The organism is Pseudomonas sp. LBUM1640 (assembly GCF_059716225.1).
Genome location: NZ_CP166816.1, coordinates 6,628,221 through 6,648,939, shown reverse-complemented (window position 1 = coordinate 6,648,939; position 20,719 = coordinate 6,628,221). Strand labels below are relative to the sequence as shown.

The window sequence follows — 20,719 nt, the reverse complement described above, 5'->3', positions numbered from 1 at the left end:
GTGCTCCTTAAGGTTGTTTGAGGGCGATGGCCTGCGTGGCAGTGCTCGGCACCACGTGGGCGGCCAGGCCGCCGGCGAATACTTGGTTGCCGACCACCCGCAGGGTGATCACCTGATAGCGCTGGTCGGCCTTGACCGTTACCAGCGTGCCGCCCAAGGCGTTGGGCAGGCTGACCTGGTGTTCGCCGTGCTTGAGGCGCAGGCGCGTCACTTGGGTCATGTCCGGCAGGGTGCGCCAGGTGCGGGTGTCGGCCCCTTCGGTCACGGCCGAGGCGATGCCCAGCACCAGGCCTGCCATCGGGTTGGTCTTGTTCAGATTGTTTTGCGCAATGCCACGGCTGACCGCACGCACCGTGGTGCGCAGAATGATCCCCGGCATGTCGTCACGCAGGGCGCGGCGCGACATGGCCGTGGTGCTGTTGAGTACGGTGAGGTTCTGTTGCTTGCCGTCTACGCCGATCTGGGCAAAGGTCGCCGTGGCGCTATCGGCCTTGATCACCGGGAACGACAGCGGGGTGATTACCAGGTTGCCATTGATCGGGATCGGCAGTGGCAGGCGGATCGAATCACGCGCCGGTGCCAGGCCGCTCTGGACGACGATTAGCATGTCGGTTTCATCGGCGCCTATCTTGGATTTATCCAGGTCCAGTAACGCTTGCTCCAGCAATGGCGTGTTGGGCCGTAGCTCGGCGGCCTTGCGATAGCCGGGCGCCGCCAGGTCTCTTTCGCCAAGCGCTTCGTAGACAAAGCCTGCCAGGTAATGGCTGAACGCACTCTGGTAGCTGTTTTTCAGGCCGACCACGTCCGGCGCATTCAGGGCTTCAACCGGGTAGCCGCGCAGGTCTTTGATCTGGGTGGTGATGCCTTGGCGCTCGGCTTCGTTTTCGCGCTTGAGGTATTCCTTGTCGCGCAGGTCGGCGATCACGGCTTCGCGTTCGTGGGTCTTCTTGATCTCGGTGCGGGCGCCGTCGAAGTCATTCAGGGCCAGCAGGTTCAAGGCCATCTGGGTGGTCAGCATGACTTTTTCATAGTCATAGCCTTCGTAGCGACGCACTTTGTCGTTGACCATGAAACTGCCGAACTGGGTGAGGTACTTCTCGCTGTCGAACTTGACCGACTCTTCCCACTTGTAGACTTGCAGGTCGGCACTGCGCCAGGCGGTCTGGCTGCCGGTGAGGTCACCCTTGGCCCGCAACAACTCGCCCTTTTCAAAGAAATAGAGCAGGTCTTTGTCTTCGCCGGTGTTGTTCTTTTCCAACAGCGTCAGGGCGCCGTCGACATTGCCGGTGGTCAACTGTTGGTTGGTGGCCTGCAGCTCGGTGTCATAGCTGCGAAACATCGAACAACCGGACAGCAAGGTAACCGCCGCGAGTGCGAGCGGGGTCAAGGCGCGAAATGCCATGCAAACGTCTTCCCTGAAAGTAATCAGCCGATGTGCTAATTCCTCATAAGAACGAGGAAATAAATTCCCTTTCGCAATAACAGGGCGCGGCATTATAGGCGCGGTCGCTGGCGAAACAATGGCTTTTTGCTTCGTTTTCACGGAGAAATGCCACCATTTCGCGAGGCTGTTCCGGCCGCCAATCACTAACGCCTTGAGTCAAAGCCTTTAAACCTCAACAATGTGTTACTTCGTATTTCCCTTTGAGATTCATTGATGATTGCCCCCTTTCGTTTTCTGGCTTGTCTGTTGCTGCCGGCCTTGATGTCCTGCAGCTTCAATCTGCTGGCCGCACCTGCCGAGGGCGCCCCGCAAGCCCTGCATTTGCTGGACTACATCGGCGCTGACTACCCACCGACGGTGGAGGCGGGCAATGTCGTTGATGATTCCGAATACCGCGAGCAGGTCGAGTTTCTTGGGGTTTTGCAGGGCTTGGTGGCGGATTTGCCGGCGAAGCCTGAACGCGCCGACTTGATTAAAGGCGTCGAAGAATTGCGTGCGGCAGTGGCCGCCCATGCAGACGGCGCGACCGTAGCCCGCCAAGCTCGCCAGCTGGGCGCCAAGCTGGCGGTGGCGTATGAAGTCAGCCAGGCCCCGGCGATCACGCCAGACCCCACGCGCGGCGCGCCGCTCTACGCCCAGCATTGCTCGGTATGCCACGGCACGGCTGGCGCGGGTGATGGCCCGGCCAGCCTGGGCATGACGCCGCCGCCGGCGAACCTGCGCGATGCGGTGCGCCTTGATCGCCTCAGTCTCTACGCGATCTATAACACCCTTGGCCTGGGCGTTGAAGGTACGGACATGCCGTCCTTCGCCGATCAATTGGACGACCGTCAGCGCTGGGACTTGGCAACCTACATCGCCGGCTTCACGGCTGACCCGGCCGCGGCTAAAAGCGAACAACCCTTCAACCTCGCCGACCTGGCTCGCCAAACCCCCAATGAAGTGCTGGCCGCAGACGGTCCGGCCGCTGCCGCAACGTTCCGCGCCCAGCGTGCGCAGCCGCCGCAGGTCAAGCGTGGCCCGGCGCAGTTGCTTGATTACACCGCGACGACCCTGGACAAAAGCCTCGCCGCATTCCGCAACGGTGATCACGAACAGGCTTACGACTTGTCGGTAGCGGCTTACCTGGAAGGTTTTGAGCTGGTGGAAAGCTCGCTGGATAACGTCGACGCCAACGTGCGCAAGGACACCGAGAAAGCCCTGATGGCTTACCGGCAGTCATTGCAGGACGGCCTGCCGATCGAACAGGTGCAGCAGCGCCTGGACGTGGCCAAGGGCAAGCTCACCGAATCCGCCGGCTTGCTGGGCAGCGATGGCCTGAGCTGGTCGTTGAGTTATATCTCCGGCTTGCTGATCCTGTTGCGTGAAGGTCTGGAGGCGATCCTGGTACTGGCGGCGATTCTGGCGTTCCTGCGTAACACCGGCCAGCAATCGGCAGTGCGTAGCGTGAACGTCGGCTGGGGCCTGGCGCTGTTGGCTGGCCTGGCGACCTGGGCATTGGCGGCGTATGTGATCGACGTCAGCGGCGCCCAGCGCGAATTGCTCGAAGGCTGCACGGCGCTGTTCGCCAGTGTGATGGTGCTGTGGCTGGGCGTGTGGATGCACGACCGCCGCCACGCGGCGGCCTGGCAGGATTACATCAAGAGCAGCCTGGTGGGCGGCGGCGGGCGGTTCGGCTTTGCGATGCTGGCGTTCTTCTCGGTGTACCGCGAGTTGTTCGAAGTGATCCTGTTCTACGAAACCCTGTGGCTGCAAGCAGGCCCCGCCGGGCACAACGCGGTGCTGGCGGGTGGCGCCACGGCGCTGGTGCTGTTGGTGGGCCTGGCGTGGGTGATCCTGCGCGGCTCGGCGAAGCTGCCATTGGCGTTGTTCTTTGGCATCAACGCGGCGCTGTTGTGCGCGCTGTCGGTGGTATTCGCCGGGCATGGCGTGAAGGCGTTGCAGGAAGCCGGCATCTTCGGCACGCGGCCGGTGGCGTTCTTTGACTTCGACTGGCTGGGGATCCACGCCGATGCCTACTCGTTGAGTGCGCAGGCCGTGGCGATCCTAGCGATTGTGGTGCTGTATGGCCGCAGCCGCCTGGCCGAAAAACGCCGCGTGGCTGCCTAGTCATGCGCGTATGGATCGATGCCGATGCATGCCCACGGGCGGCCAAGGACCAAGTGGTGAAGTTCGCCCTCAAGCGCCAGTTCGAAGTGGTGCTGGTGGCGGGGCAGAGCCAGATCAAGCCAGGTTTTGCCTGTGTGAAACTGATCGTGGTGCCCAGCGGCCCGGACGCGGCGGATGACTACCTGGTTGAGCACGCGGTGCCCGGTGAACTGGTGATCTGCAGCGATGTGCCCCTGGCCGACCGGCTGGTGAAGAAGGGCGTGACGGCCCTCGATCCTCGGGGTAAGGAATTCAGCCCGGCGAACATGAGTGAACGGCTGGCAGTGCGTAACCTGTTCACTGATCTGCGTGAGCAAGGCCAGATGGGCGGCGGCCCACCGCCCCATGGGGAAAAGGACAAGCAGGCGTTTGCCAATGCACTGGACAGAATACTGACCAAGTTGATGCGCCAGGCGTGAACTTGTGATGAGCGGGGTTGTTGTGGCGAGGGAGCTTGCTCCCGCTTGGGTGGCGGAGCCGCCCCAACCCAGGCGATGCGGTGATCCAGTGAAAACGTAGTTGCAGGTTTGGGGCCGCTGCGCAGCCCAGCGGGAGCAAGCTCCCTCGCCACAGAAGCCCGTTTATCAGCAATTAGTCATTCTCGTGGGTCAATTCCAGCACCCGGTCCACCAGCTTATTGATACCTGACGCGACCTCACTGATGCGCTTGCCGAGCATGTAGGCCGGGGTGCTCACCAGCTTGCGCGCGGTGTCCTCGACAATATCCTCAACCCCGCACTCCTGGTGGGTGGCGCCCATCTTGTCGAGGGCGGCCGCTGTGTCGGCGCAATTGCCGATGGTGCAGGTCACGCCGGGGCCGTAGATTTTCGCGGCCAGCGCCGGCGAGATGCAGATCAGCCCCACCGGTTTGCCCGCTTCGGCAAAGGCTTCGGCCAGCGCCAGTACTTGCGGGTTGACGCTGCAACCCGCGCCCTCTACGGCAAAGTTCGACAGGTTCTTCGCTGCGCCAAACCCGCCGGGCACGATCAGTGCGTCGAAGTCGTCGGCGCTGGCCTCACCGATATCCTTCACTTCACCTCGGGCGATGCGCGCCGATTCCACCAGTACATTGCGCGACTCGGGCATCTCTTCGCCGGTGAGGTGGTTGATCACGTGATGTTGCGCGATATCCGGCGCAAAACATTGAACCTGCGCGCCGCGCTGATCGAGGCGCAGCAAGGTGATCACGCTTTCGTGGATCTCTGCGCCGTCGTACACGCCACAGCCGGAAAGGATCACTGCAATTTTTTTGCTCATGAGTATTTCTCCCTTTTTCATGGCGTTAAATGTCTACTAATTTGTCACCTGTTGCCAATGGGATCTTGTGCCGCTACACCTAATCTTGATGTAACAAAAATAGACCGGACTAGCCCATGGACTTCGTGCCTTACGCGGTACCGTTTTTCATCGCCTTGATCGTCGTTGAGCTGCTGGCCGACCGCTGGTGCGGCGAGCGCAACTATCGGGTGGCGGATGCCATCAACAGCCTCAGCACCGGCGTGCTGTCGACCACCACGGGGCTGCTGACCAAAGGCGTAGGGTTGCTGACCTACGCATTCGCCCTCAAGCACCTGGCGTTGGTCGAGCTGCCTGCCCAGAGCGTGTGGACCTGGGTGTTTGCCTTTGTGCTCTACGACTTCTGCTACTACTGGCTGCACCGCTGCGGCCATGAGCGCAACATCCTGTGGGCCGCGCACTCGGTGCATCACCAAAGCGAGGATTACAACCTCACCACCGCCTTGCGCCAGACCAGCACCGGCTTTCTGCTGAGCTGGATCTTCTATTTGCCCCTGGCCGTGGTGGGCGTGCCACTGGTGGTGTTTATCAGTGTGGCGTCGCTTAATCTGCTGTATCAATTCTGGGTGCACACCCGCCACGTGCCCAAGCTCGGCTGGTTCGAGTGGTTCTTTGTCACACCGTCCAATCATCGGGCTCACCATGCACAGAACGCTCTCTACATGGATCGCAACTACGGCGGTGTGTTCATTATTTGGGACCGACTGTTCGGCAGTTTTCAGGAAGAAGACGATAACGAACCGGTGATCTTTGGCGTAACCACGCCTCTGGCCAGCTGGAACCCGCTTTGGGCCAACCTGCAGTTTTATGCACAACTGTGGAGTGATGCGCGGCGCACCGAAAGCGGGTGGGACAAGCTGCGCATCTGGTTCATGCGCACCGGTTGGCGGCCGGCGGACGTTAAGGCCAAATACCCGTTAGCCAAGCCCGACTTGAGCCAGTTCCGCAAATTCGAAGTGCCGCTGGACGCGCGCCAGCAGGTCTACGTCGCCCTGCAATTCGCGGCGTATGTAGGGTTTGGCAGCTATCTGATGAATTTTGGCGAAGGGCTGCCGACGGCGGCATTGGTCTTGGGCTGGAGTGCGATGGCACTGGGGTTGTTTACGCTGGGCGTGGCCCTGGAAAATCGCCCGTGGGCGCTGAAGGCTGAGCTGCTGCGCCTGGGGCTGAATGTGCCACTGGTGTGGCTGGCGCCGCTGGTCGGGCTGTGGCCGGCCAGCAACTTGGGCTGGCTGGGCTTGGCGAGTTACAGCTTGCTCAGCGTGATCGGCCTCTACTGCTGCAGGGGCCGGCTTACTCGATTGGCGTCTTAGGCGCGTCGACTTTGGCGGGCTCGGCGAGTTGCTCTGCTGCCAGCCGGGCCTTGGCATCTTCGCAGGCCTGGCGGGCAATGCGCGCGTTCTTGAAGCGGCGACGCAGCCACAGGGCTAAGCCCAGCAACAGTAGCGCGCCCAACACCCACAGCTCATATTTCTTGATGCTGCCGAGCATGCCTTCCAACACCGCGCCAAAATGGTAAGCCGCAGCGCCCAGCGCTGCCGCCCACACTGCTGCGCCAATGCCGTTAAGCAGCAAATAGCGCAAAGGCGGGTAACCGGACAAGCCAATCGCCACCGGCATTACGGTGCGCAGACCATAGACGAACCGAAAGCTGAGCACCCAGATATCTGGATGCTTGCGGATATGTTCCAGCGCTTTGTCACCCATCAATTGCCAGCGCGGCTTGCGCGCCAGCAGTTTGCGGCCGTGTTTGCGCCCCAGGAAGTACCACAGCTGGTCGCCGGCGTAGCTGCCAAAAAAGGCAACGACCACCACCAGGTTGATATCCATGTAACCACGGAACGCCAGGAAGCCTGCGAGAACCAAGATGGTCTCACCTTCGAAGAACGTGCCCAGGAAGAGCGCAAAGTAGCCGAAGTCATGCAGAAATTGTTGAAGCATGGTTTGGGGTGCTGGCGAAATGAACGCGCAGCCTACGCCTTCGTGAACATTCATGAAAGTATCGAGATGTGTCACGAAGTGAACAATTCCCACATAAACGACGAATGCGACTACAGGTCGCATCGGTAAGCACAACTGTCATTCCTTCGTCATAATGGCCGCTTATAACTGCAACGCTCGCCCGTAAACGCGGGCTCAGGAGTCTGTCGTGAGCTTTACCCCTGCCAATCGCCTGTTCCCCGCCACCCGTCTGCGCCGCAATCGCCGTGATGATTTTTCTCGTCGGCTGGTGCGTGAAAACGTGCTGACGGCGAACGATCTGATCCTGCCGGTGTTTGTGCTGGACGGTGAAAATCGTCGGGAAGCCGTGGCGTCGATGCCGGGTGTGGAGCGCTTGACCATTGATCTACTGCTTGAAGAAGCGGCGAACTGGGTTGAGCTGGGGATTCCGGCGCTGGCGCTGTTTCCGGTAACGCCGTCTGAACTCAAGTCCCTTGACGCTGCGCAAGCCTGGAACCCGCAGGGCATCGCCCAGCGCGCCACCCGCGCCTTGCGCGAGCGTTTCCCGGAACTGGGTGTGATCACTGACGTGGCGCTGGACCCGTTCACTACCCACGGCCAGGATGGCATTCTTGACGAAGACGGCTATGTTCAGAACGACATCACCGTCGATGCGCTGGTCAAGCAGGCGTTGTCGCATGCCGCCGCTGGCGCCCAGGTCGTCGCGCCGTCGGACATGATGGACGGTCGCATCCAGGCGATTCGCGAAGCCCTGGAACTGGCCGGCCACGTCAATGTACGCATCATGGCCTACTCGGCCAAGTACGCCAGCGCCTACTACGGCCCCTTCCGCGATGCGGTGGGCTCGGCGCTGAACCTGGGCAAGGCCAACAAGGCTTCGTACCAGATGGACCCGGCCAACAGCCATGAAGCGCTGCACGAAGTGGCGGCCGACCTGGCCGAAGGCGCTGACATGGTGATGGTCAAACCCGGGATGCCCTACCTGGACATCCTTTACCGGGTCAAAGAGGAATTCAAGGTGCCGACCTTTGTCTATCAGGTCAGCGGTGAATACGCCATGCACATGGCCGCGATCCAGAATGGTTGGTTGAGTGAAGGGGTGATCCTCGAATCCCTTACTGCCTTTAAACGTGCTGGCGCCGATGGCATTCTGACCTACTTCGCCGCCCGCGCTGCCCAATTGCTTAGAGAGCAACAATAGCCCTCACAGGAACACTCGATGAATACCGAAGGACTCTCAGAAGTTGCCGTAAAAGACGCTCACCCGGTGGTGGAACAAGTCACCGAGACCCCGCCGGAGCTGGAGCCAGCGCCGCCTGCCGTGGTGGCCGAGGCGCCCGCGCCGGCCCCGGTGCCGGTGGTGACCAACCTGGATGACAGCAGCCTGTACATCCACCGTGAGCTGTCACAACTGCAATTCAACATCCGCGTGCTCGAACAGGCGCTGGATGAGTCCTATCCGCTGCTGGAGCGGCTGAAATTCCTGCTGATTTTCTCCAGCAACCTGGACGAGTTCTTCGAGATCCGCGTCGCCGGCCTCAAGAAGCAAATCACCTTCGCCCGCGAACAGGCCGGCGCCGACGGCCTGCAGCCGCACCAGGCTCTGGCGCGCATCAGCGAACTGGTGCACGGCCATGTGGACCGCCAATACGCGATCCTCAACGATATCCTGCTGCCGGAACTGGAAAAACATCAGGTCCGCTTCATTCGTCGCCGTCACTGGACCACCAAGATCAAGACGTGGGTGCGCCGTTACTTCCGTGATGAGATCTCCCCGATCATCACGCCGATCGGCCTCGACCCGACGCACCCGTTCCCGCTGCTGGTGAACAAGAGCCTGAACTTCATCGTTGAGCTGGAAGGCATCGACGCCTTCGGTCGCGATTCGGGCCTGGCGATCATCCCGGCACCGCGTCTGTTGCCACGGATCATTAAAGTACCGGAAGAGGTGGGTGGCGCTGGCGACAACTATGTATTCCTCTCGTCGATGATCCACGCGCATGCCGACGACCTGTTCCAGGGCATGAAGGTAAAAGGCTGCTACCAGTTCCGCCTGACCCGTAACGCCGACCTGGCGCTGGACTCCGAAGACGTCGAAGACTTGGCCCGTGCGCTGCGCGGCGAACTGTTCTCACGGCGCTACGGCGACGCGGTGCGACTGGAAGTGGCAGACACCTGCCCCAAACACCTGTCGGACTACCTGCTCAAGCAGTTCAACCTCGCCGAGTCCGAGTTGTACCAGGTCAATGGCCCGGTGAACCTGACGCGCCTGTTCAGCATCACCGGCCTGGACAGCCATCCGGAGCTGCAATACACGCCGTTCACGCCGCAGATCCCGAAACTGCTGCAAAACAGCGAGAACATTTTCAGCGTGGTGAGCAAGCAGGACATTCTGCTGCTGCACCCGTTCGAGTCCTTTACCCCGGTGGTCGACCTGCTGCGCCAAGCCGCCAAAGACCCGCATGTACTGGCTGTGCGCCAGACGCTGTACCGCTCCGGCGCCAACTCGGAAATCGTCGACGCGCTGGTAGATGCCGCGCGTAACGGCAAGGAAGTCACCGCGGTGATCGAGTTGCGTGCGCGGTTCGACGAAGAGTCCAACCTGCAATTGGCCAGCCGCCTGCAAGCAGCCGGTGCGGTGGTGATCTACGGTGTGGTCGGCTTCAAGACCCACGCCAAGATGATGCTGATTCTGCGCCGCGAAGCCGGTGAGATCGTGCGTTACGCGCACTTGGGCACCGGCAACTACCACGCCGGCAACGCCAAGCTCTACACCGACTACAGCCTGCTGACGTCCGACGACGCCTTGTGTGAAGACGTCGGCAAATTGTTCAGCCAGCTGATCGGCATGGGCAAGACCTTGCGCATGAAGAAGCTGCTGCACGCACCGTTTACGCTCAAGAAGGGCATGCTCGACATGATTGCCCGCGAGACCCAGTTCGCCCTCGACGGCAAACCGGCGCACATCATCGCCAAGTTCAACTCGCTGACCGATCCGAAGATCATCCGCGCGCTGTACAAGGCCAGCCAGTCCGGTGTGCGCATCGACCTGGTGGTGCGCGGCATGTGCTGCCTGCGCCCTGGCATTGTCGGCGTGTCGCATAACATCCATGTGCGCTCGATCATCGGCCGCTTCCTGGAGCACACGCGGGTGTTCTACTTCCTCAACGGCGGCGAGGAGCAGATGTTCCTCTCCAGTGCCGACTGGATGGAGCGCAACCTCGATAAGCGCGTGGAGACGTGCTTCCCGGTGGAAGGCAAGAAGCTGATCATGCGCGTCAAGAAGGAGCTGGAAAGCTACCTGACCGACAACACCCACAGCTGGAGCCTGCAATCGGACGGCCGTTACGTGCGCAACACGCCGACCGGCAACCAGAACCCGCGCAGCGCGCAGGCGACGTTGCTGGAGAAGCTGGGTAGCCCGATTCTGGCGGTGAATTAAACAGTTGTAAGCGAAACCCAATGTGGGAGCGGGCTTGCCCGCGATAGCGGTGGGTCAGTCAACAGATATATTGACTGACACTCCGTCATCGCGGGCAAGCCCGCTCCCACATTTGTTTTGCAGTGTTCTTTAGATCGGCTTAGCGCAGGTTCAGCGTGAACCCCACCCGCGTCAGCCACTCCGCTTCCTGGGCGAAGTCCGCCTGGGTCAGCTGGTTTTCATCCAGCCAGCCTTTGGGGAACACCACGTCCAGGCTGTCGCCGTTGGCGCGCAGGGTCACCTGAGGCATTTCCTGGGTGCCACGGATGTGGTGGAACAGGATTGCAAAGCGCAGCAGCACGCACAGGCGAATCAGCTTGCTGCCTTCGCTGCCGAAGTCGGCAAACTTGTCCTTGGGGATGTTGCGGCGATGGCCGCGCACCAGCAGGGCGAGCATCTGTTGGTCTTCGCGGGAGAAACCGGCGAGGTCCGAGTGCTCGATCAGGTAGGCGCCATGTTTGTGGTAATGGTAGTGGGCGATGTCCAGGCCCACTTCATGCACCTTGGCGGCCCAGCCGAGCAGCTCGCGCCACACACCGTCTTCCAGGTCCCAGTCCTCGGCCACCTGGTCGAACGCATGCAGGGCTTTACGCTCCACGCGGGCGGCCTGTTCCAGGTCGACGTGATAACGCTCCATCAGCGAGCTGAGGGTGCGCTCACGCACGTCTTCGTGATGATGGCGGCCCAGCAGGTCGTAGAGCACGCCTTCGCGCAGGGCGCCGTCGCAGTGGTCCATGCGTTGCAGTTCGAGGGCGTCGAAGATCGCCTCAAGAATCGCCAGGCCGGCCGGAAAAATGGTGCGGCGGTCGGGCTTGATGCCGTCGAAGTCGATTTTCTCGGCATCGCCCAGCTTGAACAACTTGCGCTTGAGCCACGCCAGGCCTTCGGCGTTGACCTCACCGGTGCCATGGCCGCCGGCTTTGAGGGCCAGGCCGATAGCGCGGATGGTGCCTGAAGAGCCGATGGCTTCATCCCAGGTCAGGCGGTGCAAGGCGTGTTCGATGCTCATGATCTCCAGGCGCGCCGCCGTGTAGGCCTGGGCATAGCGCGCCGGGGTGATCTTGCCGTCCTTGAAATAGCGCTGGGTGTAACTGACGCAACCCATCTGCAGGCTTTCGCGCAGCAGCGGCTCGAAACGCTGGCCGATGATGAATTCGGTACTGCCGCCACCGATGTCCGCCACCAGGCGTTTGCCGGGGGTATCGGCCAGGGTGTGGGAGACGCCGAGGTAGATCAGGCGCGCTTCTTCACGACCGGAGATGACTTCTACCGGGTGCCCGAGGATTTCCTCGGCGCGGCGGATGAATTCGCCGCGGTTGCGGGCTTCGCGCAAGGCGTTGGTGCCCACGATTCGCACAGCGCCCAAGGGCATGCCATTGATCAATTGGGCAAAGCGCTTGAGGCAATCGAGCCCGCGCTGCATGGATTCTTCATTGAGCTGGCGCTCGTCGTCGATCCCGGCAGCCAGTTGCACTTTTTCGCCGAGCCGCTCGAGGATGCGGATTTCGCCGTTCTGGGCCTTGGCCACGACCATGTGAAAGCTGTTGGAGCCCAGGTCGATGGCGGCGATCAGGGACAGATTCTTGGCTTGGGATTGCGGCATGGTTTGGGGGTCTCGGTCGATAACCTGACCATCGTGCCACGATCGACCGCTGGCGCCAACGCGTTGTGCCTCAGTAATTTGCCTGATGCTGTCTGTGGGGAATCCTGGTGGGAAATGTAGGGTGTATTTGTAAGGGGGCGTTGAATAAGGGCTTCGATGGTGTAGGGCATTTTAACTGTGTGTTGTTGTTAGGCTGATTCTGAATTTACCTACAGTACAAGAGTAGGTGTTCTCTTGGTTTGTTTTGGTCAGGACTACCTTGTAGTTAAGTTGAGACTACTGTTTATTTTTACGGCTCCCACTGTCACTGCTGCGTTGTCTGATTCTTTTATGAAGTGCCAAAGCGACAGACTGTCATCCGGCAATTGTGCCTGGGTGGTATTTATTTATCGTTATGTATGTCCGGGAAGATAAATAGTGGGGCGATGGAGTCGCCAAGACACAAATAAAGAACACCTGATAACTTCTTCAAGTGACAGGATGAGCATGAAAAAAATTGTTGGATTGTCTCTCGGTATCGCGTGCCTGGCTGCGGCCTTCAGTGCCCAGGCAACCACCAGTGCCGAGTTGGTCGTCAGGGGTACGATTAAACCGGCAGCCTGTAATCTGAGCCTGGCCGGCAGCGGCATTATCGATTACGGCACGATTCGCTCCGGCGAACTGTCGCAGACGGCGTTCAACCCGCGCGAGGAGCGGACCACGTCCCTGTTTGTCAATTGCGGCACTACGCCCGCCCAAGTCGGGGTCAGCTTTCGCGACCTGCAAGCAGGCAGCAAGGTGCCGGGTGTTCTCGGGACAGGCTTTTCCGAAACCCAGAATTTTGGGTTAGGCACGGTAAGAAACCGGCGCACGGGTGGTTACTCGATCACGCTCAAGGACCTGCGGTCTTCCGGTGTAGTCCTGCAGCCGATCATGCGTACCGGCTCTGGTCTCAGCGCCGGCCCTTGGCAGTTCAGCGATGGCAAAGTCGTGCAGTCAAACCAATACTCCTGGCGCAGTGGCGCGGCCTTTACACCCGCCGCTATCAGCCAGATGACGGGCACTATTGCGGTGAGGGCTGTCATTAACAGGGGCCAGGACTTGGACTTGAGCCAAGACATCACCATTGATGGGCGTGCCACCATTGTATTGAACTACACGTAAAACACCGAAAACAGCCAACTAAGAAGTTAACGCTTTTTTGTTGGCTGTTTTTCTATGGGCGCTTGACTGCCAATAGTCAATTTAACCGGTTGCGGGGAACATTGAGTGCGTGGGTTTTCAATAATAAGCAGTGTGGTGTTGTGGGGGGCAAGTGTTTGCCTTTTTTTTACTGCGGTTGCTGTGGCGGACGGCATGCTGCCGGAAACTACGGTTGTGCTGTTTTATGAAGAAGACGGCGAAGCCACAATCAATATCAAAAATACCGATGCAGGGCCGGCGCTGCTTCATTCGGTCGTCGAGAACGTGCCGGAAGACCTTGAGCAGCTACTGATCGTCACACCTCCCATCACTCGCGTAGAGGGGGGCGACACGCAATTGGTGCGTTTCATCAGCACCTTGAAGGCGCCGCTCAAGACTCAACGGCTCAAACGCGTGTCCTTCGAGGGCATTCCCCAGGCGAGCGCTTCGCAGGGGGCGACCATCGGTATTACGCTTCGACAGAATTTGCCACTGATCCTGCACCCCAAAGGGCTGCCTCGACACCACACACCTTGGGAGCTACTGAAATGGAAGCGGGTGGGGGAGCGTCTCACCGTCCATAACGACAGCGCCTATGTCGTGCGCCTGGCAATGGCTGTGCACCTGCTGCCACAAGGCGTACCGGGCGCGTTGCCGCGCACCTACCTTTTACCGGGCGAGACGCTCACGGTGAAGGTCGACAGCCCTTTGGGCAGTTTGGCTGAGGTCGAGATCCAGCCGGCCACGGTGTATGGGTTTACGGCAGACAGTTACCGGGCGCCTATCAATGCCGGTGAGGGTTGATCGACTCATGATTAACCCTTCGAGTAACAGCATTACGGCCTCTTTCTGGCCTTGCCGACCCACGCTGCTCATGGGGTTTGCGACGCTATGGAGTTTGCCGGGCATCGTAGCTGCGCTGGAGCTCGGAGAGGGGTTCGACCTTGCGGCATTGAAAACCCATGGTATTGACCCGAAGGTCTCCGACTACTTTCGCACGGCGGCGCGCTTTCGCGAAGGCGTCCAGGTAGTGGGCTTGCGGGTCAATGGAAACCCGCTCGGGCTGGTGGATGCACGATTCGATCAAGAGGGCCAATTGTGTTTCACCCCTGGGTTGCTGGAAAAAGCCGGGCTGGTAAAACCCAGCCGGATCATGCGCGAAGGCGCTACACCCGATCAGGCCTGCCATGACTTCTTGGGTGCGTTCCCGACAGCAATGCTGAAGCTGCGTCCCGGTACGGACGAGGTGACGCTGGTGGTGCCGACCCAGTCATTGCGTGCGCCCGAGTGGAATGCCGGGAGCTTTTCCAAGGGGGGCGCGGCGGCGTTGTTCAACTATGAAGTGCTGGGGTTCGACAACCGCTCGCGCAGTGGGCCCAGTCGATATGTCTCGGCCTACACTGACGCGGGTTTCAACCTGGAGGATTGGATTGTTCGCAGCCGCCAGTTCTATGTGTCCGACAACGGCAAGGCTCGTACCGAGCACCTTTATGCCTACGCTCAGAGGGATATTGCCGCGTTGCAATCGACCTTTCAGGTGGGCCAGATCTCCAGCAATAACCCATTGTTTGGCGGTGTTCAGTTGTCCGGCCTGCAGTTTTCCCCTGATGGTCAATCACGCGCAGTCGCGGGCAGCAACAATGCGGTCGTCGAGGGCCTTGCCCAGAGCCAGTCGCGGGTTGAAGTGCGCCAGTCCGGTGTATTGATCCACAGCACGTTGGTGCCCGAAGGCCCGTTCCGGCTGACAGGCTTGCCTCTGCTCAATGGCACCAGCGACCTGGACGTCAGCATGATCGACGTGCGCGGCGCCAGGCGGAGTTTCGTGGTGCCGGCGGCTTCGTTCGGGGGGGCCGTCCCAGCGGCGCCTGGGTATTATTTCTCGGTTGGCCGGCTGCGCAAAAATGCGCTTGAAGAAGGTCCTTCACCCGTGGTTGCCATGGGCAGCGGCACCTGGGGTTTGGGGCGCGAGTCGTCTGCGGGCTTTGGCTTATTGAGCACGGATGACTACTGGGCGGCGGGCGGCACCCTCAGCAGTATATTTTTCCAGCGGGTCTCCGTGGGGGCACGGCAAAACCTGTCGCGAGACAGCCAAACCGCACTGTCCGGGTCGCGCAGCAGCGTATCCGTGAGCAGCCCGGTGTACGCCAATGTCGATGTAAATCTGAGCGCAACGACCCAGACCCGAGGTTACCGCGAGGTGAATGAAGCGGGTCACTCGCGCAGGGCGGATGAGCTGGGTTCACGCTTCAAAAGTCAGTACACGGCAGGCATGAGCTGGGCCGATCCCACGCTGGGCGCATTCTCCGCAGGCTATACCCGCAGTGCTCGATTTGACGGGCGAACGACCGAACATGTGTCGGCTTCGTGGAACAAGTCATTCAGCCGCGCCGATGTCGCGTTGATCGCCGATTCGCAGGTGGGCGGCGCTCGCAGCGGCCGTGACGCCACATTGGCGGGCGGCAGGCGTGAGAGCGGTCGGGATAATGAGCTGTCCGTGCGGCTGCAGGTCAGCGTGCCCTTGGGTGGGGATCGTCGTGTGAGCAGCTACGTCAGTCGCCGCGGGGAGCAATCCCGCGCCGGTTCAACACTCAGTGAGCGGGTTAATGAGTACGTGAACTACGAGGTGAGTGTCGAGCGCGACCTCAGTGCCAGGGAGCAATCGGTACGCGGCCAAGTGGATCTGATGCCACGGTATACACGGGTCGGCCTGGGGGTCAGTCGCGACCCGTTGGGCAGCGTCTATACAGGGCAGTTGCAGGGCGGTGTAGTGGCTCACGCAGGCGGCCTGACCTTCTCGCCTTATACCGTGCAGGACACGTTTGGCATCGTCTCGGTGGGGGATATTGGCTCTGCAAAAATTGACACCCCACAAGGGCCGGTGTGGACCGACTTCAGCGGTCAGGCTGTGATCCCGGGCCTGCCCGCTTACACCGACAGCCATATCGAAGTGCAGACTCAGTCGTTGCCTAAGCGTGTTGACTTGAAGAATGGCACCCAGGTGCTCGCCGCGGGCCGCGGGTCTTTCAATACCGTCGCATTCGATGTGGTGAAAGTACGCCGCATGTTGGTCACCGCCACCGATGGGCAAGGCCGGCCACTGCCTCAGGGCGCCTCGGTATTCGGCAAGGGCAATCGCTTCCTGACCAGCGTGGTGGGCGAGGGCATGATTTTCCTGAACGACGTCAGTGAGTCGCAAAACGTGCGGGTTTCATTGCCGGACTCTTCCACCTGCCAGTTGCGCATTAACGCCGAGACCAAGCCAAACAATGACAAATTCTATGAAACCACCTCGGCGGTGTGCCATGGCCGTTAAGCCGTTAAGCCTGCCCTTGGTGTTGCTTTGGGTGGTGCTGGCACCCCTGGAGGCACAGGCCGAAAATTGCCAATTGTCGGTGAGCCAGCCGCGCATTGACTATGGCGCCATTCGCCGGGAGGCGCTCCTTGAAAGAACCTCCATGGTGCTCGGTACTCGCTCGTTGCACGTGAACGTTATTTGCCTTGAGCCTGCGGCAATGGGGTTACGTTTTATCGGGGTAGCAGCCGATGGGCAGGGATTTCGGTTTGGTCGCCAGGGGCGTTTTCGGCTGAGCCTCAAGCATGCCCAGATCGATGGGCATGCTATCGGGTGGGTGGCCGAGCACCTGCCCGGTGAGCCTGCCAGTGGGCAATTGCTGCCCGGCCAGATGTTGATGGCGCGAGTCGCAGGGATGCCCATGGTGGGCCGGCGATTGACGGCCCAAGTCGATATCGAGACTGAACTGCCCGCCGATGCCTTACAGGTGCGCAACGAGACGCAACTGGAAGGGCAGGGCCGTTTCGAGCTGGTCAGCCCGGCTGTTCCACCGAGCCAATGAAGTTGGCGAGTTCCGGCGTTCTGGGGTTGGCGAACAGCGTCTTGGGGTCGCCCACTTCATGCACCTTGCCTTGGTGCATGAACACCAGTTTGTCACCGACTTCCCGGGCAAAGCGCATTTCGTGAGTCACCATGATCAAGGTCATACCGTCTTTGGCCAGTTGGCGCACCACACTGAGCACTTCGTTGACCAGCTCCGGGTCCAGGGCCGAGGTGATTTCGTCGCACAGCAGCACCTTGGGTGACATGGCCAGCGCGCGCGCAATGGCCACGCGTTGTTGCTGGCCACCGGACAGGCGATCAGGGAATGCATCGAACTTTTCCCCCAGCCCGACGCGCTCCAGCATCTGCTTGGCCAGCTGTGCGGCTTTGGCCTTGGGCACTTTCTGCACCACTTGCGGTGCGAGCATGACGTTTTCGCCTACGGTCAGGTGTGGGAAGAGGTTGAATTGCTGGAACACCATGCCGACTTTCTGCCGCAGGCTGCGCAGGTCGGCGCGCGCGGCGTCAAGGTATTCGCCGTCGACTTCGATCACACCGTCGTTGATCGATTCCAGGCCATTAAGGGTACGCAGCAAGGTGGATTTACCCGAACCGCTGCGGCCGATGATCGCCACCACTTGGCCCTCTTCAACAGTCAGGTCGATGCCCTTGAGTACGTGGTGATCGCCGTAATACTTATGCAGGGCGGAAATTCTAAGCAGAGGCATGCAGTCTCCTTTCCAGGTAGCGAGCACTGAGGGACAAGGGGTAGCAGAGGAGGAAGTAACCGAGGGCCACCAGGCCGTAGACCATAAAGGGCTCGAAGGTGGCGTTGGCGAGCATGCCGCCGGTCTTGGTCAGTTCGGTAAAGCCGATGATCGACGTCACGGCGGTGCCTTTGACCACCTGCACCGAGAAACCCACGGTGGGCGCCACGGCAATCCGCAGGGCCTGGGGCAGGATCACGTAGCGCAGTTGTTCAAGCGGGTTGAGGGCCAGGCTGGCCGAGGCTTCCCACTGCCCGTGGGCGATGGACTCGACGCAGCCGCGCCAGATCTCGGCCAGGTAGGCGCTGGTAAACAGGGTCAAGGCAATGGCCGCCGCCAGCCACGGCGAGATATCCACCCCCAGCAGGGCAATACCGAAAAACACCAGGAACAGCTGCATCAACAGCGGCGTGCCCTGGAACAGTTCGATGTAGGTGCGCGCGACATTACGCGGGAAAGCTTTGCGGCTGATGCGCATCGTCATCACCAGCAAGCCGATCAGGCCACCGCCGACAAACGCCACCAGCGACAGCAACAGGGTCCATTGCAGGCCGATGGCCAGGTTGCGCACGATGTCCCAGAACGAGAAATCACTCATTGACTGTTCCTCATCACGAAGCGTCGGCCAATCCAGTTGAGCAACTGGCGAATCATCAGCGCCATGCACAGGTACACCAAGGTGGTCAGCGCATAGGTTTCAAACGCGCGGAAGTTGCGCGACTGAATAAAGTTGGCGGCAAAGCTCAGCTCTTCGGTGGCGATCTGTGAGCACACCGCCGAGCCGAGCATCACGATGATGATCTGGCTACTCAGCGCCGGCCACACCTTGCCCAGCGCTGGCAATAACACCACGTGGCGGAACGCCTCGAGCCGCGTCATCGCCAGGGCGGCTGCGGCCTCCAGCTGGCCGCGAGGGATCGCCTGGATGCCGGCGCGGATGATCTCGGTGGAATAAGCGCCCAAGTTGATCACCATCGCCAGCACGGCGGCTTGCCACTCGGTGATCTTCAGCCCCAGGGACGGCAGGCCGAAGAAGATGAAGAACAACTGCACCAGAAACGGCGTATTGCGGATCAACTCGACATACACGCCGAAGAACCAGGCGAACGGCTGGATCTTCCAGGCCCGCACCACGGCGCCGACGGTGCCCAGAGCAACACCCAGGATCGCGCCGATGGCCGTCAGCTCAAGCGTGAACAGAGCGCCGCGCAGCAGCAGGTCGGTATTGGCCAGCACGGGCATAAAGTCAAATTGATACGCCATGAATCAGCTCCGTCGCTTCAAAGGTCTGCAGGCAACGGCTCTTTGAGCCACTGCAGCGCATTCTTTTCCAGGCTGCCGTCGGCCTTGGCCGCCACCAGTATCTGGTTAACCTTCTCCAGTAACGCCGGCTCGTTCTTGTTCACGCCCACATACACCGGCGAGTCCTTGAGTTTCACTTTCAGCGCCGGTACGCGTTTCGGGTTGCGCTCGCTGATCGCCACCATCACCACGTTGCCGCTGGCGATCAGGTCGACCTGGCCGGCCAGGTAGGCGGCGATGGTCGAGTTGTTGTCTTCAAAGCGCTTGATCGTGGCTTCCTTGGGCGCAACGGCAGTCAGCTCGATGTCTTCGATGGCGCCGCGCGTCACGCTGATGGTCTTGCCCTTGAGGTCGTCGGTGGTGCTGATGGGCGCATCAGGCGGGCCGAACACGGCCAGGTAGAACGGTGCGTAAGCCTTGGAGAAGTCGATGACCTTTTCGCGCTCGGCGTTTTTGCCCAGGCTGGAAATCACCAGGTCGACCTTGCCGGTGGTGAGGAACGGAATACGGTTGGTGCTGTTGACCGGGGTCAGCTCCAGCTTGACCTTGAGCTGGTCGGCCAGCAGCTTGGCGGTGTCGATGTCCAGGCCACGGGGTTTCATGTCAGGGCCGACCGAGCCGAACGGCGGGAAGTCCTGGGGCACGGCGACCTTGAGGGTGCCACGGGCGACGATGTCATCCAGACCATTGGCCTGGGCGGGTGCCTGGCTCAGCATCAGGCTGGCAAACAGGGCAGTGAGCAGGGCGCTGTAGCGCTTGGTCATGGCAACTCTCCGAAAAGGGCGAAGGGATTTTCTGAGTTTGCCCAGTGCACAGCCCATGCCATTACCGCTTGGATCGCCTGGAGCGTCGGGATTTGTTGAGCTGCGGTGGTCTTACTGGTCTGAACAGTGGGCGGGCTTTTCGCACCTTTTTCGAGCGTCGACAAAACCCCGCGAGCCCCTTTGGGGCGTGGCTTGCCGCGGGCTGCGAATAGCTTTACAACTAGCCGCTCAGTTGTCTGGAACTATGAGTTTTTTATGAATTCCATCGCCCAAGCCGTACCGGAAGCGGCCCTGCAGGCCATCCGCAAACTGATCAAGGAACAGGGCTTTGCCGCGGGCGATGCGCTGCCGTCCCAGCGCGACTTGGCGGTGCAGTTGGGCGTCAGTCGGGCGTCGTTGCGCGAGGCGTTGTCGTCCTTGAGTGCCTTGGGTGTGGTCAGTGTGCAGCCCGGTAAGGGCGTGTTTGTGCAGGCGCTCGACGAGTCGCCTGGGTTTGCCTGGCCATTTGCGGCCCAGGCTACGCCGTTGGATATCTTCCAGTTGCGCTATGCCCTGGAGGGGTTTGCTGCGGGGTTGGCGGCGGTGACGCTGACCATCGATGAATTGGACCGCCTGGAAGACAATGTCGAAGCCATGCGCAAAGTGCTCAAGGCCGGCGACTTTGAAGCCGCCGCCCGGCTGGACTTCGAATTTCACCAGCGGATCCTGCTGGCCAGCGGTAACCAGGCGATGGTGAGCATCCTGAGTGCCAGTGCGGAGGTGTTTTTGGAGAGCCAGAAGCTACCGTTCATCCGGCCGGAGCGGGCGATGGAAACCTGGCAGGAACACCGCAAGATCCTGCGCGCCCTGGCCCGGCGCACCAGTGCGGCGGCGCAGAAAACCATGCAGGAACACGTGCGCAATGCGGCCTTGCGCACGGGCATCGCGTTCGTGACTCCCGTGTCGCCTTGAGTTGA

18 protein-coding genes are annotated in these 20,719 nt (G+C 60.8%); 10 read left to right on the top strand and 8 right to left on the bottom strand.

Features of this window, described 5'->3' with window-relative positions; all coding sequences use genetic code 11:
- Positions 1 to 7 precede the first annotated feature (7 nt).
- Positions 8 to 1,402, bottom strand: a complete 1,395-nt coding sequence (locus ACA065_RS29655) for a COG3014 family protein (protein WP_497692629.1) — start codon at positions 1,400 to 1,402, stop codon at positions 8 to 10.
- A 255-nt stretch (positions 1,403 to 1,657) separates the two neighbouring features.
- On the opposite strand from ACA065_RS29655, the gene ACA065_RS29650 reads away from it, so the two are divergent.
- Entirely contained in the window at positions 1,658 to 3,553 is a 1,896-nt protein-coding gene (locus ACA065_RS29650) for an FTR1 family protein (protein ID WP_497692628.1), read from the top strand.
- Positions 3,554 to 3,555: 2 nt separating this feature from the next.
- The gene (locus tag ACA065_RS29645; RefSeq protein WP_497692627.1) at positions 3,556 to 4,011 is read left to right on the top strand and encodes a YaiI/YqxD family protein; all 456 of its coding nucleotides are present in this window, start codon (positions 3,556 to 3,558) and stop codon (positions 4,009 to 4,011) included.
- A gap of 172 nt (positions 4,012 to 4,183) precedes the next feature.
- On the opposite strand, the gene elbB is transcribed toward ACA065_RS29645, so the two are convergent.
- Positions 4,184 to 4,849, bottom strand: coding sequence for an isoprenoid biosynthesis glyoxalase ElbB (gene elbB / locus ACA065_RS29640; RefSeq protein WP_497692626.1), 666 nt, complete (start codon positions 4,847 to 4,849; stop codon positions 4,184 to 4,186).
- A 116-nt stretch (positions 4,850 to 4,965) separates the two neighbouring features.
- On the opposite strand from elbB, the gene ACA065_RS29635 reads away from it, so the two are divergent.
- Entirely contained in the window at positions 4,966 to 6,201 is a 1,236-nt protein-coding gene (locus tag ACA065_RS29635) for a sterol desaturase family protein (RefSeq protein ID WP_497692625.1), read from the top strand.
- On the opposite strand, the gene ACA065_RS29630 is transcribed toward ACA065_RS29635, so the two are convergent.
- A complete protein-coding gene (locus ACA065_RS29630) occupies positions 6,182 to 6,829 on the bottom strand; it encodes a DedA family protein (protein ID WP_497692624.1) in 648 nt (215 codons plus the stop codon). The two genes, ACA065_RS29635 and ACA065_RS29630, sit on opposite strands and share 20 nt — an antisense overlap.
- A 208-nt stretch (positions 6,830 to 7,037) precedes the next feature.
- Between ACA065_RS29630 and hemB the strand changes: the two genes are divergently transcribed.
- Both hemB and ppk1 read left to right on the top strand, forming a co-directional pair.
- Complete coding sequence (gene hemB / locus ACA065_RS29625) at positions 7,038 to 8,051, top strand: porphobilinogen synthase (protein ID WP_497692623.1); 1,014 nt, start codon at positions 7,038 to 7,040, stop codon at positions 8,049 to 8,051.
- An 18-nt stretch (positions 8,052 to 8,069) separates the two neighbouring features.
- Complete coding sequence (gene ppk1, locus ACA065_RS29620) at positions 8,070 to 10,292, top strand: polyphosphate kinase 1 (RefSeq protein WP_497692622.1); 2,223 nt, start codon at positions 8,070 to 8,072, stop codon at positions 10,290 to 10,292.
- A 139-nt stretch (positions 10,293 to 10,431) separates the two neighbouring features.
- Here ppk1 and ppx read toward each other — a convergent pair whose 3' ends face one another.
- Positions 10,432 to 11,934, bottom strand: coding sequence for an exopolyphosphatase (gene ppx, locus ACA065_RS29615; protein ID WP_497692621.1), 1,503 nt, complete (start codon positions 11,932 to 11,934; stop codon positions 10,432 to 10,434).
- A gap of 486 nt (positions 11,935 to 12,420) precedes the next feature.
- Here ppx and ACA065_RS29610 point away from each other — a divergent pair, with 486 nt between their 5' ends.
- The 4 genes from ACA065_RS29610 (at position 12,421) to ACA065_RS29595 (ending at position 16,949) form a co-directional block, all read left to right on the top strand.
- Positions 12,421 to 13,077 carry a DUF1120 domain-containing protein gene (locus tag ACA065_RS29610; RefSeq protein WP_497692620.1) on the top strand — a complete coding sequence of 219 codons (657 nt, stop codon included), beginning with the start codon at positions 12,421 to 12,423 and terminating at the stop codon, positions 13,075 to 13,077.
- Between the two features lie 192 nt (positions 13,078 to 13,269).
- Entirely contained in the window at positions 13,270 to 13,899 is a 630-nt protein-coding gene (locus ACA065_RS29605) for a fimbria/pilus chaperone family protein (protein ID WP_497692619.1), read from the top strand.
- Positions 13,900 to 13,906: 7 nt separating this feature from the next.
- On the top strand, positions 13,907 to 16,408 hold the full coding sequence (locus ACA065_RS29600; RefSeq protein ID WP_497692618.1) for a fimbria/pilus outer membrane usher protein: 2,502 nt from the start codon (positions 13,907 to 13,909) through the stop codon (positions 16,406 to 16,408).
- Positions 16,398 to 16,949, top strand: coding sequence for a DUF1120 domain-containing protein (locus tag ACA065_RS29595; RefSeq protein ID WP_497692617.1), 552 nt, complete (start codon positions 16,398 to 16,400; stop codon positions 16,947 to 16,949). Before ACA065_RS29600 ends, ACA065_RS29595 begins: the two co-directional genes overlap by 11 nt.
- Here the strand turns inward: ACA065_RS29595 and ACA065_RS29590 are convergent.
- The 4 genes from ACA065_RS29590 to ACA065_RS29575 are packed head-to-tail and all read right to left on the bottom strand — an operon-like array spanning position 16,921 to position 19,763.
- The gene (locus ACA065_RS29590) at positions 16,921 to 17,658 is read right to left on the bottom strand and encodes an amino acid ABC transporter ATP-binding protein (RefSeq protein WP_497692616.1); all 738 of its coding nucleotides are present in this window, start codon (positions 17,656 to 17,658) and stop codon (positions 16,921 to 16,923) included. The genes ACA065_RS29595 and ACA065_RS29590 overlap by 29 nt on opposite strands.
- The gene (locus tag ACA065_RS29585) at positions 17,645 to 18,295 is read right to left on the bottom strand and encodes an amino acid ABC transporter permease (protein ID WP_497692615.1); all 651 of its coding nucleotides are present in this window, start codon (positions 18,293 to 18,295) and stop codon (positions 17,645 to 17,647) included. Before ACA065_RS29585 ends, ACA065_RS29590 begins: the two co-directional genes overlap by 14 nt.
- Entirely contained in the window at positions 18,292 to 18,960 is a 669-nt protein-coding gene (locus tag ACA065_RS29580) for an amino acid ABC transporter permease (RefSeq protein ID WP_497692614.1), read from the bottom strand. Before ACA065_RS29580 ends, ACA065_RS29585 begins: the two co-directional genes overlap by 4 nt.
- Positions 18,961 to 18,977: 17 nt before the next feature.
- The gene (locus tag ACA065_RS29575) at positions 18,978 to 19,763 is read right to left on the bottom strand and encodes a transporter substrate-binding domain-containing protein (RefSeq protein ID WP_497692613.1); all 786 of its coding nucleotides are present in this window, start codon (positions 19,761 to 19,763) and stop codon (positions 18,978 to 18,980) included.
- A 255-nt stretch (positions 19,764 to 20,018) separates the two neighbouring features.
- Between ACA065_RS29575 and ACA065_RS29570 the strand changes: the two genes are divergently transcribed.
- Positions 20,019 to 20,714: a FadR/GntR family transcriptional regulator gene (locus tag ACA065_RS29570; RefSeq protein ID WP_497692612.1), complete on the top strand. Its 696-nt coding sequence runs from the start codon at positions 20,019 to 20,021 to the stop codon at positions 20,712 to 20,714.
- The last annotated feature ends 5 nt before the right edge of the window (positions 20,715 to 20,719 follow it).

What these genes read in the sequence shown, in the direction of transcription:
- ACA065_RS29650 (WP_497692628.1), top strand. Translation starts at nt 1,658, where the DNA reads ATGATTGCCCCCTTTCGTTTTCTGGCTTGTCTGTTGCTGCCGGCCTTG.
- ACA065_RS29645 (WP_497692627.1), top strand. Translation starts at nt 3,556, where the DNA reads ATGCGCGTATGGATCGATGCCGATGCATGCCCACGGGCGGCCAAGGAC.
- elbB (WP_497692626.1), bottom strand. Translation starts at nt 4,849, where the DNA reads ATGAGCAAAAAAATTGCAGTGATCCTTTCCGGCTGTGGCGTGTACGAC.
- ACA065_RS29610 (WP_497692620.1), top strand. Translation starts at nt 12,421, where the DNA reads ATGAAAAAAATTGTTGGATTGTCTCTCGGTATCGCGTGCCTGGCTGCG.
- ACA065_RS29585 (WP_497692615.1), bottom strand. Translation starts at nt 18,295, where the DNA reads ATGAGTGATTTCTCGTTCTGGGACATCGTGCGCAACCTGGCCATCGGC.
- ppx (WP_497692621.1), bottom strand. Translation starts at nt 11,934, where the DNA reads ATGCCGCAATCCCAAGCCAAGAATCTGTCCCTGATCGCCGCCATCGAC.
- ppk1 (WP_497692622.1), top strand. Translation starts at nt 8,070, where the DNA reads ATGAATACCGAAGGACTCTCAGAAGTTGCCGTAAAAGACGCTCACCCG.
- ACA065_RS29575 (WP_497692613.1), bottom strand. Translation starts at nt 19,763, where the DNA reads ATGACCAAGCGCTACAGCGCCCTGCTCACTGCCCTGTTTGCCAGCCTG.
- ACA065_RS29630 (WP_497692624.1), bottom strand. Translation starts at nt 6,829, where the DNA reads ATGCTTCAACAATTTCTGCATGACTTCGGCTACTTTGCGCTCTTCCTG.
- ACA065_RS29580 (WP_497692614.1), bottom strand. Translation starts at nt 18,960, where the DNA reads ATGGCGTATCAATTTGACTTTATGCCCGTGCTGGCCAATACCGACCTG.
- ACA065_RS29590 (WP_497692616.1), bottom strand. Translation starts at nt 17,658, where the DNA reads ATGCCTCTGCTTAGAATTTCCGCCCTGCATAAGTATTACGGCGATCAC.
- ACA065_RS29605 (WP_497692619.1), top strand. Translation starts at nt 13,270, where the DNA reads ATGCTGCCGGAAACTACGGTTGTGCTGTTTTATGAAGAAGACGGCGAA.
- ACA065_RS29600 (WP_497692618.1), top strand. Translation starts at nt 13,907, where the DNA reads ATGATTAACCCTTCGAGTAACAGCATTACGGCCTCTTTCTGGCCTTGC.
- ACA065_RS29635 (WP_497692625.1), top strand. Translation starts at nt 4,966, where the DNA reads ATGGACTTCGTGCCTTACGCGGTACCGTTTTTCATCGCCTTGATCGTC.
- ACA065_RS29655 (WP_497692629.1), bottom strand. Translation starts at nt 1,402, where the DNA reads ATGGCATTTCGCGCCTTGACCCCGCTCGCACTCGCGGCGGTTACCTTG.
- ACA065_RS29595 (WP_497692617.1), top strand. Translation starts at nt 16,398, where the DNA reads ATGGCCGTTAAGCCGTTAAGCCTGCCCTTGGTGTTGCTTTGGGTGGTG.
- ACA065_RS29570 (WP_497692612.1), top strand. Translation starts at nt 20,019, where the DNA reads ATGAATTCCATCGCCCAAGCCGTACCGGAAGCGGCCCTGCAGGCCATC.